Here is a 14,181-nt window from a genome sequence, read left to right on the forward strand (position 1 = left end):
TTAGCAGTAATTCCAGCCGGGGCGCTCGATGACTACGCCGAAAAGCGAATGACCGCGACTGATCTTCGGGTGTTGTTGGCGCTCGGTACGTGCACCAACAAGCATGGCTGGTCACGCGACACCAAGCAGCAGCGCTTCGCTGATCGAGCCCAGCTGACCCGAGAGACCGTCAACCGGTGTCTGAAGAACCTCGAAGAGCTTGGTTGGGTGCAGGTCTATGTCAGCTCAGACAAGGGCAAGCGGATGCAAGGCTTCCTCTCCTATCGGGTGGTCCTGGACCCGCCGTACGGCCCTGACGGCGAGCGAGAACCATCGCCAACGTTTAAACGCAGGGGCGCGGTCGAGCCTGACCGGGGCAAGGATGAGGACGAGCCTGAAAGCGAGCCGTGCTCGGCGGCTGAGAACGACGAGGAACTGGACTCGATCGAGGGGGGGTGTGAGCCGCCGATCACAGGGGGGGGTGTGAGCGACGGATCACAGGGGGGGTGTGATGACTCCGATCACAGGGGGTGTGACGACTCCGATCACAGCAGAGTCGATTCTTCTATCGATAGGAGTTCTATGACCACTGATGCGCGGGCAGCCGCGCGAGGACAACGTCTCCATTCGATCTGGTTCGATCCCGACATCGAGCTGGCCACGGCGCTGCAGGAGGATGCTGCACAGCGGTCCGTTCGTGAGGAGCTGGAAAGCCTCCTCGCTCGGGCTGAGGATCCAGACCCAAGCCGAACCGCTCATGCGATCCTGGAAGGGGTCGATGTGCGTGCCTACTCGGAGCGGAGGATGGTGCGTTGGGCGATGGTCACTGCCACGCCGGCGGACCGAAGTGCCCTCCGCGAACGCCTGCGAGGGCTCGGCGGGCACCTGACAGAGCAGCCGTCCGGCCGGCGCCTACAGATCATCCCGGAGTCGAAATGGGCACGTCTGACCGACGAGGCGACCGTCGAGTTCGGCTTCCCGGAGGGGCAAGCTGGTTTGCTGTTCGATCAAGCACTCGAGTGCGGCCGAACGAAGGAGGATCTGGCGCCCTGCATTGATGGCTTCGAGGTCGTCGAGGATCCAGAGTTCAAGTTCGCTGTGCGGTCGTCGAACATGTCCTGCAAGGAGGTTGGCTTCGTCTTCATCGGCGCGATCAAGGCGCTGGGCTGGAACCCGAACATCAAGCCCGTGAAGCCGGCCCGCTCGCTCCGGACTGTCGCCGCATGACCGAGCCAAGCGAACTCCCCGACGTCCTGGACGCCTTCTACCGCGAGCGGCTGGCCGAGGCGCATCGTGCAAAGGACGCGCTCAAGCGACGACTGCGGCCGCTGAAGCGCAACATCACCCGGCTCGATAGGCGGTGCGAAGAACGCCAGGCGTTGATCACCGAGTTGAAAGATAGCGGTGATGACGAGGCGCTGGCCCGGGCTCAGCAGGGATATCGGCGGGCCGAGAAGTCGAGAGATGAGGCGGTGCGGCAGAGCTGGTCTCTACAGGACACCCTCTTCAAGCTGGACGGCTTTGTCGAACGGATCCAGTCGCTGCGCGCTGGTCATGATGCAGAGATGGTCCAGGGCGTCGCCGAGTGTGAGGCGATCATCCTGCGTGAAGAGCGCCAGCGCCAGCAGAAGGAAGGCCTGTCGTCGGTGGATTGCGATCAGCAGTGCCCGGATCCGCTCCAGCTCGCTCGGCGTGGTGTGGATAAGATCCTGTCGTCAGGCGCCGTGCGTCTCGGTCCTGAGATGCCTGATGCGGTGGTTCGCATGGTGCGGGCAGAGTTGATCGGTGAGGCCGAGGCGCGAGCCCTGGCCCGGTGGCGCGACGACCTGGCCTTCGGATCCGGGCGTGGGAGGTTGGTGCAGTCTTGGGACGTGCCGGTCGATGGTGGTGGTGCCGGCGCGGGCAATGTCGCGGTCTCACGGATTGAAGCGTTGGAGCGCTATCGGTTGGCGGCAGCAACTCTGCAGCCAGCTCAGCAGCAGGTCTTGGCCGCGGTCCTGTTCGAGGGAATCGCACTGACCGACGCGCCGGGCTTGGTGCGCAAATACCGAGACAAGAGCCAACGAACGGCCGCCGCCGGTGCACTGATTATCGGTGCAGCACAAGCACTTCGGACCTTTTACGACGCTATCGGCTCGGGAGGCGCTTGACGCGTGCACCGGTGCACAAGTAGGAATCAGTTCATCGGGAGTGATTCCGTGTTGAGGCCGGCCGGGGCAACCGGGTCGGCCTTTCTCATGGCCGCAGCCGGACCAGATCGACGCTATATCAGGCGATCCGACCGACGGACCTGGAGAGAGCGGCGCCACCATGCGGGACCGTGCGGGTCCTTCCTGGAGTTAAACGTATACGGCCCACGCGAAGTCGCGGGGTTTTTCTAGTTGCTCGTGTGCGCAAAAGGTACACAGAAGCAGCACACGTGCACGAATTGCACGAGTACCGGAGGACGATGGACCAAGAGCCCGCCGCGATCGACGATCTGATGAGCATCAGCGAGATCGCGAAAAAACTGGCCGAGGATAATGACCCGGTCGAGCGCTCCACCCTGTCCCGGTACATCAAGAAACACGACCTGGTTCACAGCCGCCGCGGCAAGGTGGCGCTGTGCTCCTACGGCCGAGTGAAGGCGCATCGGTCCGGAAACCCGAACCAAGCGATCATGTCCGGATCCGCACCCGCGCCGGCCGCGGCGAACGATCAACAGCCGGAGCTTCCGGAGCCTGCCCAGGATGTCGCGGAGGCTGAAGCGCCGGCGGCCGATCGGTCCAAGGTCGAATCCTTCGAAGCCCATGCGCGCATCAAACAGATCAAGGCGACCCGCGAGGAAGCGGACCTGCTGAAGGAACTCGGCCGATTGGTCGAGCGCGCCCAGGTCGAGGGCGGCCTGGCCGCTGCAGCCGCCGAGATGAAGCGCTACGGCAAGGGCGCTGCGAAGGAACACTCCGATCGGTTGCTCACCGAACTCCACCTGCCGGCCGACAAGGCACCGGAAATGCGCCGAGGCATGCGGCGGTTGCTGGATGATGTGTTCCGTCGGTTCGCATCTGAGATGGGCCGGGCCGCGACACGGATCGGTGACGATGAGGACGCCGAAGCCACCGAGCGTCTTGAACGCATCATCGCTTTCGCTGAAAGCGAGCTTGCTCCGTTGCCCGACGTGTTGAGCCACCACTAGGCCGGATGATGGACAATCCTCTCGACACGCTCGCACACGGTGCCGCGATCGTCTTCGGCGCGTTGTCGATCGCCATGGAGCCGTCCGAGGCAATGTCAGCCGCCGACTGGGCGGAGAAGTATCGCTACCTCGGTGCGGAGTCCGGGTCGAAGCACGTCGGCAAATGGGAAAACAGCCGGACGCCATACCTGGTCGAGATCATGGATGTGTGCGGCGTCGACCATCCAGCGCAGCGCGTCTCGATCCGCGGCGGTGCTCAGACCGCGAAGTCCGAGGGCGTGGCGAACGCCATCTATCACTGCATTTCGACCGAGCCGCGGCCGATCCTCGTTCTGCTTCCCTCGCAGGACGAGTTCCAGAAATGGAACAAGGTCAAGTTCCAGACGTCAGTGGACGCGACGCCGGAGCTTCAGAAACACGTCAAGGCGGCTCGGTCGAAAAGTGAAGACAGCTCGACCACGGCGTTCAAGCGGCTGGAGGGTGACGGGTTCATCCAGCTCGGCACGGCTTCGTCGTCGAAGTGTCTCCAGGGTTTGCCGGTCGGCTATCTCCTCATGGAGGAGGTCACCGAGTATGACGACGATGTGGGCGGCCGCGGTGATCCCGTTGAACAAGCCAGAGCCCGCATGGACGGCTGGGGTGATGACGGTAAGGAGATCTCGGTCTCGACACCCGGCGTCAAGGGCAATTGCCGGATCACCCAGATGGTGGAGGAAGGCGACTATCGCCAGCTCTACGTCCCGTGCCCGCACGAGGAGTGCGGCGACTATCATCGGTTCGAGTTCGAGCGGATGTCAGAGCATGAGGGCCGGCCGGTCTTCTCCTGTCCTGGTTGCGGCGGCATCATCGAAGAGCATCACAAGGGGGGGATGGTCGACAAGTCGGTCTGGATCCCAACCTTCAGATCGCCTCATCCGGAGTTCCCAGACGATCCGGAGCAAGAGAATCCGGAAAACCCTCGGCCGCCAGAAGTAATCGCGTCCGCGGATCTCCTTCGCTGGGTCTCCGCCGATACCCATCTTCGGCTCACCGGTCTTCCGGGCGGCCGGGCGACCGATGGTCGGGATCCATCCTTCTCGTTCTGGCAAGCCTATTCCAAGCTCGGATCATGGTCCCGGATCTGGAAGCGATGGCTCGCGGCTCAAGGGATCCCGAAGAAGCTCCGGTCGTTCTACCAGCAGACCCTCGGCCTGCCCTATGAGGAAAAGGGCGACGCGCCGGATGAGGAAGCGCTCAGAGATGCCTGGCAAGTGGCGAAGTTGCCGCGCGGGATCGTTCCGAACTGGGCGTGCATCCTGGTCGGTTTCATGGACGTCCAGGCCGATCGTCTGGAGTGGGCGGCTTACGCGTTCGGTCCGAACCCGAACTTCACGCCGGGCGCCCGTGCTCGCTGTATCGACCATGGGATTATCCCAGGTGATACGCAGGATCGTGGCGTCTGGGCCGAGGCGGCCAAGATCGTCCAGAAGAAGTTCCCTGGCGAGCGCTCGGTCGACTTGGGCTTCGACAGGTTTGGTGTCGATAGCGGCTATCGGTCATCTCATGCCTATCTCTTTGCGGCCGGCTTCCCGAACGTGATGGCGACCAAGGGCGTCGCCGACCCGCTCGCTCCGGAGTTGGGAACGCCGACCAAGCAGACGGCGAAGGATGCGGCCGGCCAGGTGTTGGCACGCACGCTGATGTATCCGATGGGCCAATATGGCCTGAAGAAACGGGTCTATTTCGGTCTGAAGATGGGCATGGAAGAGCGAGCGGAGTGCACTCAGTACCCTGGCTCTTTGGAATTCCACGAGGGCTGCGACCTCGGCTTCTTCAAGCAGATCACGGCGGAACATCTCAACGTCCAGAAGACGTTCAAGAACGAGCCCGTTTGGGACAAGCAGAAGCACCAGGCCAACGAACAGCTCGATCTTGCTGTTGGGTCGTTGGCGATGGCGTGGAATTTCGGGATCGATCGCATGTCGGAGATCGAATGGCGCGAGCTATTCGCCGCGCGTACCCGCAATCCGGACGAGGACATCCTCCTGCCCATGGAGGCGATCTGGTCTTCGCCCAATCCGTCCGCCCAAGAACTCGCCGTGGTCTCTGAAGAGCAGCCCGAGTTCGAGGCGAACCCACTGCCCAACAGTGACGCGAACAACTGGCTGGCCGCCCTGGCCCGAGCCAATGCGCCAACGAGGAGCGACGATGACCATTGATGAGAAGATCGAGGAAGCCGAACAGGCACTCCATCGGATCGAGCTTGAAGGCGCGGCGATTGAGATCTCCACAGAACAGGGGACGACCAAGTTCACCCGCGTCAACAAGAACGAGCTGTCAGGCTACATCAGCCGCCTCAAGGCACGACGTGATGGCCGCCCGGAACGTGGCGCGATCACGTTCACTTATTGCTAGCGAACGGCGTTCGTTGAGATGAACAAGCCCCTTGTCAGCCCCGATGGTCGAGAGATCTCGGCGGCAGAGATCATGTCCGTCCGATTGGCCGCACTCGCGAGCCAGCACGCGACGGCTTCCGATAGCGCCTACTCCGCAGCCTCACGGCAACGCCAGGAAATGCGCGGGTGGAACCCGATTGCTGTGTCCGCGGATGGCGCGATGGCGTACGAGCGCGACGCGATCGATGGTCGCAATCAGGACCTCATTCGGAATGAGCCGGCGGCCGAGGCCTCAGTCCAGAAGCGAGTGGATCTCGTCATTGGTGCCGGCCTTCGCATCGTGCCGAAGGTGAACGCCGATGCGCTTGGCCTGAGCCGCGAAGAAGCCCGTTCGGTGAACCGCGCATTGCGTGGCTATTTCAATGCCTGGGCTGATGATCCGCGGCGACTGTGCGATGCCCGGCGACGGTTGTCGCTGAGCGGACTGTTTCGGCTCCTGGAGCGAGAGTGGTCTTCCGGTGGTGAGTGCGCGGCTGTCCTGAAGCGTCGGCCGGCTCGCCGCGATCTCATGGTTCGCACGGCCATCCAGATCATCGATCCGATCCGGATCAGTAACCCGAACGAGGAGCCCGATACGCGTAAGCGACGTGCCGGGATCGAGTTCGACGACTGGGACGCGCCGATCGCCTACAACATCCGCCAAGGCGATCCTCTGGATCCTTGGGCCGATGGAACGGCGTACGACTGGAAGCGCGTGCCTCGCGAGACGGCCCGCGGTAAGCCTCTGGTCCTTCATGCCTTCGAACCAAAGCGCGCAGAACAGTCGCGCGGGATCCCAGACTTTGCGCCGATCATGAAGGCGATGAAGCAGCTCGGCCGGCTCGATGATGCCGAGCTTGCCAACAAAGTGCTCAACGCGACGTTTGGTGCGTTCGTGGAGAGCAACTTCGACCCGCTCGCGGTGGCCGAAGCGCTTGGTGGGCTAGGGACAAAGAGCCCGGCGAGCGCCTGGCAAACCCAGCGCGCCAACCACTACGGCACAGCGCCGGTAATGCTCGGGGATACCCGGGCGGCGGTGCTGATGCCCGGCGACAGTGTGAAGCTCAATACAGAGGCACGGGAGACAGCCGACTTCGCGCAGTTCCGTGCGGCCTTCCTTCAGTTGATGGCGTCAACGCTGGGCATTTCATACGAGCAATTGTCGATGGATTGGTCGAACACCAACTACTCATCCGCTCGCGCCGCGTTGAACGAGGTCTGGCGGTGGGTAACGTCCCGCCGGCGCATGTTCGCCGAACAGGTAGTGTCGCCCATCTATCACCACGCGTTGGCTGACATCTTCGATGCAGACGTCCTGGACCTGCCGGCCTCGGCGCCGATGTTCCACGAGTGTCTGGGCGGTTGGCTTCGGTTCATCGTGATCGGTCCGGCCCGCGGCTATGTGGATCCCGAGAAAGAGATCAAGGCGCAGTTGCTCGCCCGAAGTGGCGGCCTTCGCACCTTGGAGAACATCGCCGCGGAAAGCGGTGAGGAATGGGAAGACCTCCTCGACCAGCTCGATGAGGAAAACGAGCGGCTCGGTCCGCTGGGTCTCGGCGTTACGCCGGTCGATCCAGGCGCGATCGCGAGTGCCCCTGCCGCGTAGACGGAGACAGACATGACAGACTTTGCACACCTCGGGGAGATCCTCTCCGGGCCGGCGTTCCTGTGTCCGGCCGAAGCAGGCGTTTCGCTAACCGCCCTGTCGCGGGCGCTTGAAAGCGATCGTGGCGAATCCTGGCTCCGGGAGTTTGGGGCCGCTCGGATGAGTCTGCCGAGCACGCTCGAAGCCACTGAGCACACGAAGGCCGGATATACGATCGTCGATCGCGTCGGCGTCATTCCGGTGAGCGGGATGCTCTTCACCTACGGCTATCGGTCGTCCTGGGATGGTCGGATCTGGAGTTGGGGTTACGACATCATCCAGGAGGCTGCGATCGCCGCGCAGGCTGACGAGCGCGTGGACGCGATCGTGATCATCTACGACACGCCAGGCGGCGTCGTGGACGGTTGTCGGGAATGCGCTGACGCACTGCTTGAGATGTCGGGGCGCAATGACGGCAAGCCGATGATCTCCTTTACGCAGACCCGAGCCACATCGGCCGGCTACTTTCTCGCTTGCGCATCGGATGAGGTTATCGCCGGTCCGCTGGCAAAGGTCGGATCCCTGGGCGCCGTCTTCGTGCACTCGGAAGAGGCCGGTCTCCTTCGCAAGGCTGGGGTCACTGTCACCGGAATCGAGTCCGGCAAGCACAAGACCGCCGGCGCGTATTTCAAGAAACTCGACGCGGATGCCCGTGCGCGGATCCAGGCCTACATCGATGACAGCGCGTCGGCGCTCTTCGAGTTCGTGGCCGCCGCGCGTGGTCAGGACGAGGGTCAGTACCGCAGCCAGGAGGCCGATGTCTTCTGGGGCGAGCATGCCGTTGAGCAAGGCCTCGTCGACGAGATCGGGACAATCCAGGACGCGCTCGCGCGTGCGACAGAACTTGGGAACGGGGGCGGTCAGGCCGCAGCAGCCCCGACGGCGGAGGCTAACTCCGACGTGAAGGCGACGAGCCACGCTGCGGCCGCATCGAAGAAGGAGACAGCAACCATGGGCAAAAAGCTCAAAGCAGCGCTGCTGGGCATCCTGGGCGACAAAGCGGCTACCGCCTCCGCCGAGGATACGATTGAGAAGATCCGTAATCTTCTCAATGAGGACGACGATGCTGAAGCCAATTCCGAAGAGGATGAGGCTGAGGCGAACGACGACGATGAAGCTGAGGCCAACTCGGAAGAGGATGAGGCTGAAGCCAACGACGACGAAGACGAGGCCGAGGCCTCGGCCAACGGCGACTCCGCCCAGGCGGCGGATCCGCAAACTCTGCTCGGCCGGAAGTCGGCCAAGCGAAACATGCCTCATGCTGTCGAATTGGCGTTTACGCCCGGGATGACAACCGCTCGGTTCGACAGGCTGATGAAGTCGGCTGCCCAAAGTGGCGGTAACGGCGAGGACGCGGCTCAGGCCGCGGCCAATGACGTCCAGGCGAGTTCGGGCTCGTCCGGCGATGCCACTGAGGCGGATGCCCTGGCAGCCCAGATCCTCCGGGATGCGGGCATGGAACCGCCGAAGAAGGGTAGCTAGCGCCGCCCGAACCCGCTCACGCTTCACAGAGGAGTACCCCAATGAAGCCTTCTGCAACGGCGGAAACGCCGCTGGACCTCAACGACATCCTCGTGTCGACCGAAGGTCAATTCACCGCGACCGTGACGATTGAGAACGGTCAAAACCTGAGCGCCGGTGCGGTCCTCGGGGAAATCACGGGCAGCGATTGGACGCTGTCCGCAACTGGTGCCGGAGACGGCTCTGAAGTCGCATCCGCGGTTCTTGCCGAGGATTGCGACGCTAGCGGCGGCGCCAAGTCGGCGATCGTCTACTTCGCGGGACGGTTCAATGCGAACCGCCTCACGTTCGGAACCGGCCACACAGCCGACTCCCTTCGCCAGGACTTCGCTCAGCGCGGTCTGTTCCTTTACGACGCGGTGCCGGCCTAGCCCTAGCCCCGCAAGATCCAGGAGATATGTGAGATGGATCTCTATAGCACCACCGTGCTGGCAGGCGTTTCGCGTGGCCTTCGCCGCCCGAACAACTTCCTGCTGTCGCTGTTCTTCCAGCAGCTCATCCAGTCGCCCACTGAGGACATCAAGTGGGACATCGAGGAAGATGACCTGCGTCCTGCCCCGTTCTGCAGCCCTGTCGTTGAAGGCAAGGTTGTTGAAGAGCGCGGCTACCAAACCAAGACCTTCACGCCTGCCTATGTGAAGGACAAGCGTCGCCTGGCTCCGGCCGCGGCGCTGAAGCGCCAGATCGGCGAGCAGATCGGCGGCGACGACAACCAGTCGCCGGAAGCTCGCAACCGTCGCCGCATCGCTGAAACGATGCAGAAACAGGTTCAAGGCCTCAACATCCGCTTCGAGCTGATGGCCTCGGACGTGTTGCAGGACGGCAAGCTCCTGGTCGATGGTGAAGGCTTCGATGCGATCGAAGTCGACTTTGGCCGCGACGCCGGCAACACCGTCGTCCTGACCGGTGCTGACCGGTGGGGTCAAACGGACATCGATCCGATGGATGATCTGGAAGAGTGGTCGGACACTGTCCTGGCCAACTCCGGCGTCCAGGTGACCGACATCGTGTTCGGTAAGGACGCTTGGAAACAGTTCCGGAAGTCGCCTCAGTTCAAAGAACTGGTGAACATGGACAACCGCGGCACGGCATCGCATGCCGAGCTGACGGCCTTCGCCGCTGAAGGTGCGGTCCTGAAGGGTGTTCTCGGTTCGAACGAGGTGCGCCTCTGGGTCTACGTCCAGAAGTACCGCGGCACCGATGGTCAGCTTCACGATGTGATGCCGGCCGATGGCGTGTTCATGGGCTCCAATTCTCCGGAAGCCCAGGGCATCCGTTACTTCGGCGCTATCCTCGACGAGGAAGCGGGTCTCCAGGCCATGGAGTACTTCACGAAGTCGCGTCTCATCTTCGATCCGTCGGGTCGCGAGATGCTGACGCAGTCCGCGCCGCTTATCGGTACACCGCGGGCCAACGCGTTCCTCGCGGCGACGGTCCTCTAGGACTGACGTCAAAACTCACTGAGACACGAAGGCCGCCTCCGGGCGGCTTTCGTGTTTCTGATCTCAGGAAGACAGTTATGTCGAATGCTAAGACAAAGACCTACACCGTCGCCATGGGGCGCATGCGCCAGGGCGGGGAGTACAAAGAAGTCGGCGAAGAAATCAAACTCGATGCCGATGAAGGCGATCGCCTGGTGAAGCGCGGTTTCCTGACGGCGCCGGGTGCTGGTGCCCGCAAGGTCCAGAAGTCCGCGACGCCGGAGGAAAACCACAACGACGCACCGAAGACTGCGGCGCCGGCTGACGGCCGCGACCAGGTCATCGAGTTCGAAGGTGGTCAAACGACGGTCGGTAAAGTTCTGGCGCGAGCGTACTACAGCGTCGCCAACCGGAAGGTCGCTGGGTGGAACGAGCTTTCAGATGAAGAGCGCCAGGCCGCCATGGGTGCTGCGCTCAAGGCGATCCAGAGCGAGACGGCTCAGCCGTAACGCGGGAGGGGAAGAGCACCGATGGTCACTGACTACGAGGAACGTCTCCACAACACGCTCTTTGAGCGTGGCCTCGGTGCTCGTGCCGCCCTCTATGCGGAGCCAGGCGAGGATCTAGATGTCGCCGGCGTTGCCTGTCGGGTTCTGATCTCGTCACGTGATGACGTAATCGGCGGCGAAAGCGTGCTGTCGGCGCCGATGAAGACCAGGGTCACCATCATCGAGGTCCGGGTTCGAGAGCTGATCAAGCTGGGTGTGACCGCGGTCGAACCTGGTGGCCGGTTTCGGATCACGACACCGGACGATGAGCTGACCGGTATCGAGTTTGAGGTGCAGGAGGAGCCCTTGTTGGAAGGTGCCTCCCGCCGGATCGTGACCTGCAAGGTCGTCAAGAGTGAGTAGGACCGACCTCCGGATGGCTTTGGAGGGCGACCTCCAAGCTTATGAAGATCGGCTCGGCGTGGCGGTTCGCCGGGGCGCCCGCCGTGGCATCGAGAGCGCCGGCGAGTGGGGCTATCGCAAGATGCGCCGGCACACTCAGAGCAAGCTCGGCGATGCCGGTCGTGGCTGGGCATACACGCTCTACCCGCGTGAGCGCGGTTCTCTGGCATCAGACCCAGCCGTCGTCATCCACGCGACGAAGTGGGGGGAGAAGGTTCTCTCAACGCATGCGCGGGGCGAGACGATCCGTGTTCGAAATGCCCTGTTCATGTGGATCCCAATCCCGGGATCGCCGGCCGACAGACGCGCGCCGACAGGCGGCCATAGCCTCGTGAAGTCAGTCATCAGCAAGGTCGGATTCGAGAACATCGACTTCATCCCAGCAACTGCGCACCGGCCGATCATCGCCGTCGCCAGAGAGGCCGGGATCACGCGAACCGGCCGGCTCGGAAAGCGCAAGCATCAGACCAAATCCGGCGCCTTTCGCCAGGGCACGGCCGACGTTCCGCTCTTCTTCCTTGTCCCTCAGGTCTCGCTCGATCGAGCGATCGACGTGGCGGGTCAGTTCAAGCAGATCGAGGGCCAGTTCTTCGGCATCGTCGCCGGCGAGCTAACGCGGGAGTTAGGTGAATGACAAAGGTCGAAGCCGCCTATCAGGCTCTCATGGCACGCTTGACGACGGCGGCCGAGGACAGCGCCAACCCTCTTCCTGAGCCGAAGCGGAACGAACCGTTGGTCAACGCCTTCACCTCGTTTGAAGGTGGCGGCAATCAGGTCGATGGCGGAGTGTTTCTCAATGTCTTCGACCAGGATGGCGACCCGCTGGGCATCGAGTCCGGGGCCAGCGATGAAGACGAACATGCCGATCACGAGTTCTATCAGAACGCCCAGATCGAGTGGATCGTCGAGCACAACAAGAACGACGAGCGCGAGGCGCTCTTCGACGCGGGAATGGAAGCAATCGCTGCAGCACTGCAGGCGGATCGCTTCCTGGGTGGCGCGGTTGACGATCTGGAAATCCAGATGCCGCGTCGCGCTAACCTGGCGCTCTCCGGGGCGCCGAAGATCAAGGCTGTGATCATCCCATTGCGGATGCTCCTCACGGCCAAATCCTACATCGGCTGACGGAGCACATCATGACAGACGAAAACCAGACGGCCGGATCCGCTCCGGTCGATGACACCACTGTGACCGAAGATACCGGCTCCGGCCGGGAGGACGTGGTGGTCTTGAAGGACGGGGTGAAGGCCAAGGGCCGGCCCGTACGGCCGGGGCGCATTGCAAGCCTCACGGCCACCCAGGCCAAAAAGGCCATCGCAGCGGGCCAGGCTCGCCCTGTGACCGACGACGACCGCGGCATCGCCGGGCGTTGATCTGACACCTACTCCATCATCGGAAGGACATCTCAATGGCTACACCGCCTCGCAAAAGCGCTGCCCGCTGCTTCGCCAAGCCGCAGGCTGATTTTGATACCGAAGCCTCTGGCAACTATCAGGAGCTGAGCTTCACGGGCGAATCCATCAGCCGCTCGAAATCGGGCCAACAACCGGATCCGGAAATGGGTGGCGATCGCCACAACGACCGGGATCCGGGTGATCCGACGCCGGGTCTGATCTCTGTCAGTGGTGGCATCAATTGGAACCTCGACTTCAACCAGGCGCTCTGGTGGCTCTACTTCACCCTGGGCGCACCACAGACAACGGACGAAGGCGGCGGCAATTTCACCCACGTGTTCGAGTCTGGCGCTGACGCGCTGTCGTTCTTCTCCTGGGATCAGATGATCCGGTCTGACAAGTACAAGTTCGGCCTCTCAATGGCGGTCAACGAGCTGGTCTTCGGGACGGAAAAGAGCGACGGGTATCGCGGCATGTCGGTGAACGTCATCGGCCGGAACCGGCTCTATCGTGGTGCGTCCTCGTCGGGCGCAGCGATTGCGTTACCGCCGCGCGCCAAATGCCCAGCATCGATCGGCGTCGCCAAGATCAACGATGTCATCGCCGGCGAGCATGTCGGCGGGCAGCACACGTTCTCGAATGGCCTGGCGTCTCGCATGAACAGCGATGACAGCGATACGATCGGACGGTTGGATCCGGGCGATGTGGGCTTTCGAGGCAACCCGAAGTTCCGGCTTCAAAAGGGTGTTGGCGCCGACGCTGTCTTCGACTTGCTTCAGGACGACGAGTCCACGTTCAAGTATGAAGTCGAGTACCGGAAGTCGGCTACGCAACTGCTCACCCTGACCCTGCCACGCGCGTACGGATCTGAGCCCAACATCACAGCAGACACCGGCGGTGATAATGGCGTCTACGAGTTCGACACCAACATCACGGGTGCTCGGACGGATGGTGGCACGCCTGAGCCGATGCTCACCGTTACGCTGAAGAACCAGCTTGATATCACGGCGGTGACGGGCTGATGGGGCGTCGCCGAATTGGTGTCCAGCGAGGTCCTACCCGGATCTCGCTGGACGAACTCATCTGGGTGGAAACTCGCCAGCTACATCAGCATCACAAAGATGCGGCAGAGCGGCGGGCCAAGCGGGCAGCACGGGAAATCGCCAATGCGGGCGAGGCTCTCTCGGACTACGGCCTGGAAGATTGTGCGCCTGGCGAACTGTTCGACCAGGAAGACCTCAACGTCATGGCCGGCACCGGCCTGCTCCTCTACGCGGTGGAGCTGGGGTTCATGTCGATCGTCACGTGGGGCGGCTTTGACTTACCGGACGGCCAGCCGGCGGAAGAGGTGCAGCCGACCCGTCGGGCAATTGCCCAGCTCTTCATGATCAATGTGAAGGCCGGTCAGGACGTCACCTATTCAGAGGTCTTCCTTGCCAAGGCACTGACCCGCGAAGCGGGCGTGGCCGAAGAGGGAAACGCCTCCGCCGTCGAGCCAAGTGGCAATGGGGCTCCGACGGCTTCTGCGGACGTTGCCACGACCGAGGAGAGCCCTGCGCCGAAGGGCTCCCCATCCGAGGAACCGCCGAGTCCGGGAAAGCCCGACTCTGCCCTCTGATCGTCCACGAACCGCTCTCGATCGAGGGTGACGCGGCCTGGGCGGCCGCATCCGATTCCGGTGT

Annotated in this window: 16 protein-coding genes; all 16 read left to right on the top strand. The window is 62.8% G+C overall.

From position 1 onward, the window contains the following. Positions 1-48: 48 nt before the first annotated feature. Entirely contained in the window at positions 49-1,206 is a 1,158-nt protein-coding gene (locus JXQ94_RS12290) for a hypothetical protein (RefSeq protein ID WP_421924086.1), read from the top strand. Next, positions 1,203-2,129, top strand: coding sequence for a hypothetical protein (locus tag JXQ94_RS12295; RefSeq protein ID WP_421924087.1), 927 nt, complete (start codon positions 1,203-1,205; stop codon positions 2,127-2,129). Before JXQ94_RS12290 ends, JXQ94_RS12295 begins: the two co-directional genes overlap by 4 nt. Positions 2,130-2,428: 299 nt before the next feature. Further along, positions 2,429-3,154 (top strand): hypothetical protein, encoded by a 726-nt coding sequence (locus JXQ94_RS12300; RefSeq protein WP_421924088.1) that lies wholly within the window; start codon positions 2,429-2,431, stop codon positions 3,152-3,154. Positions 3,155-3,159: 5 nt separating this feature from the next. Beyond that, positions 3,160-5,352 (top strand): terminase gpA endonuclease subunit, encoded by a 2,193-nt coding sequence (locus JXQ94_RS12305; protein ID WP_421924089.1) that lies wholly within the window; start codon positions 3,160-3,162, stop codon positions 5,350-5,352. Beyond that, positions 5,342-5,548 carry a hypothetical protein gene (locus tag JXQ94_RS12310; RefSeq protein WP_421924090.1) on the top strand — a complete coding sequence of 69 codons (207 nt, stop codon included), beginning with the start codon at positions 5,342-5,344 and terminating at the stop codon, positions 5,546-5,548. Before JXQ94_RS12305 ends, JXQ94_RS12310 begins: the two co-directional genes overlap by 11 nt. A 159-nt stretch (positions 5,549-5,707) precedes the next feature. Beyond that, positions 5,708-7,174, top strand: a complete 1,467-nt coding sequence (locus tag JXQ94_RS12315; RefSeq protein ID WP_421924122.1) for a phage portal protein — start codon at positions 5,708-5,710, stop codon at positions 7,172-7,174. Between the two features lie 12 nt (positions 7,175-7,186). Then, a complete protein-coding gene (locus tag JXQ94_RS12320; RefSeq protein ID WP_421924091.1) occupies positions 7,187-8,695 on the top strand; it encodes a S49 family peptidase in 1,509 nt (502 codons plus the stop codon). A gap of 41 nt (positions 8,696-8,736) precedes the next feature. Further along, positions 8,737-9,105 (top strand): head decoration protein, encoded by a 369-nt coding sequence (locus JXQ94_RS12325; RefSeq protein WP_421924092.1) that lies wholly within the window; start codon positions 8,737-8,739, stop codon positions 9,103-9,105. Between the two features lie 33 nt (positions 9,106-9,138). Beyond that, positions 9,139-10,176 carry a major capsid protein gene (locus JXQ94_RS12330; RefSeq protein ID WP_421924093.1) on the top strand — a complete coding sequence of 346 codons (1,038 nt, stop codon included), beginning with the start codon at positions 9,139-9,141 and terminating at the stop codon, positions 10,174-10,176. Between the two features lie 77 nt (positions 10,177-10,253). After that, positions 10,254-10,664 (top strand): hypothetical protein, encoded by a 411-nt coding sequence (locus JXQ94_RS12335; protein WP_421924094.1) that lies wholly within the window; start codon positions 10,254-10,256, stop codon positions 10,662-10,664. A gap of 21 nt (positions 10,665-10,685) precedes the next feature. Next, entirely contained in the window at positions 10,686-11,066 is a 381-nt protein-coding gene (locus JXQ94_RS12340; RefSeq protein WP_421924095.1) for a hypothetical protein, read from the top strand. Between the two features lie 13 nt (positions 11,067-11,079). Then, positions 11,080-11,739, top strand: coding sequence for a DUF6441 family protein (locus JXQ94_RS12345; protein ID WP_421924096.1), 660 nt, complete (start codon positions 11,080-11,082; stop codon positions 11,737-11,739). After that, positions 11,736-12,230 carry a hypothetical protein gene (locus JXQ94_RS12350; RefSeq protein WP_421924097.1) on the top strand — a complete coding sequence of 165 codons (495 nt, stop codon included), beginning with the start codon at positions 11,736-11,738 and terminating at the stop codon, positions 12,228-12,230. Before JXQ94_RS12345 ends, JXQ94_RS12350 begins: the two co-directional genes overlap by 4 nt. Positions 12,231-12,241: 11 nt before the next feature. Next, entirely contained in the window at positions 12,242-12,478 is a 237-nt protein-coding gene (locus tag JXQ94_RS12355) for a hypothetical protein (RefSeq protein ID WP_421924098.1), read from the top strand. A 35-nt stretch (positions 12,479-12,513) separates the two neighbouring features. Beyond that, positions 12,514-13,521 (top strand): phage tail tube protein, encoded by a 1,008-nt coding sequence (locus JXQ94_RS12360; protein WP_421924099.1) that lies wholly within the window; start codon positions 12,514-12,516, stop codon positions 13,519-13,521. Beyond that, positions 13,521-14,117: a hypothetical protein gene (locus tag JXQ94_RS12365; protein WP_421924100.1), complete on the top strand. Its 597-nt coding sequence runs from the start codon at positions 13,521-13,523 to the stop codon at positions 14,115-14,117. Before JXQ94_RS12360 ends, JXQ94_RS12365 begins: the two co-directional genes overlap by 1 nt. Positions 14,118-14,181: the final 64 nt, after the last annotated feature.

It is taken from the genome of Maricaulis maris (assembly GCF_049116555.1).
Taxonomy (GTDB): domain Bacteria; phylum Pseudomonadota; class Alphaproteobacteria; order Caulobacterales; family Maricaulaceae; genus Maricaulis; species Maricaulis maris_C.

Bases quoted from the DNA above. Each gene is read 5' to 3' on its own strand.
- JXQ94_RS12290 (WP_421924086.1), top strand. From the start codon at position 49: ATGACCGCGACTGATCTTCGGGTGTTGTTGGCGCTCGGTACGTGCACC.
- JXQ94_RS12295 (WP_421924087.1), top strand. From the start codon at position 1,203: ATGACCGAGCCAAGCGAACTCCCCGACGTCCTGGACGCCTTCTACCGC.
- JXQ94_RS12300 (WP_421924088.1), top strand. From the start codon at position 2,429: ATGGACCAAGAGCCCGCCGCGATCGACGATCTGATGAGCATCAGCGAG.
- JXQ94_RS12305 (WP_421924089.1), top strand. From the start codon at position 3,160: ATGATGGACAATCCTCTCGACACGCTCGCACACGGTGCCGCGATCGTC.
- JXQ94_RS12310 (WP_421924090.1), top strand. From the start codon at position 5,342: ATGACCATTGATGAGAAGATCGAGGAAGCCGAACAGGCACTCCATCGG.
- JXQ94_RS12315 (WP_421924122.1), top strand. From the start codon at position 5,708: ATGCGCGGGTGGAACCCGATTGCTGTGTCCGCGGATGGCGCGATGGCG.
- JXQ94_RS12320 (WP_421924091.1), top strand. From the start codon at position 7,187: ATGACAGACTTTGCACACCTCGGGGAGATCCTCTCCGGGCCGGCGTTC.
- JXQ94_RS12325 (WP_421924092.1), top strand. From the start codon at position 8,737: ATGAAGCCTTCTGCAACGGCGGAAACGCCGCTGGACCTCAACGACATC.
- JXQ94_RS12330 (WP_421924093.1), top strand. From the start codon at position 9,139: ATGGATCTCTATAGCACCACCGTGCTGGCAGGCGTTTCGCGTGGCCTT.
- JXQ94_RS12335 (WP_421924094.1), top strand. From the start codon at position 10,254: ATGTCGAATGCTAAGACAAAGACCTACACCGTCGCCATGGGGCGCATG.
- JXQ94_RS12340 (WP_421924095.1), top strand. From the start codon at position 10,686: ATGGTCACTGACTACGAGGAACGTCTCCACAACACGCTCTTTGAGCGT.
- JXQ94_RS12345 (WP_421924096.1), top strand. From the start codon at position 11,080: ATGGCTTTGGAGGGCGACCTCCAAGCTTATGAAGATCGGCTCGGCGTG.
- JXQ94_RS12350 (WP_421924097.1), top strand. From the start codon at position 11,736: ATGACAAAGGTCGAAGCCGCCTATCAGGCTCTCATGGCACGCTTGACG.
- JXQ94_RS12355 (WP_421924098.1), top strand. From the start codon at position 12,242: ATGACAGACGAAAACCAGACGGCCGGATCCGCTCCGGTCGATGACACC.
- JXQ94_RS12360 (WP_421924099.1), top strand. From the start codon at position 12,514: ATGGCTACACCGCCTCGCAAAAGCGCTGCCCGCTGCTTCGCCAAGCCG.
- JXQ94_RS12365 (WP_421924100.1), top strand. From the start codon at position 13,521: ATGGGGCGTCGCCGAATTGGTGTCCAGCGAGGTCCTACCCGGATCTCG.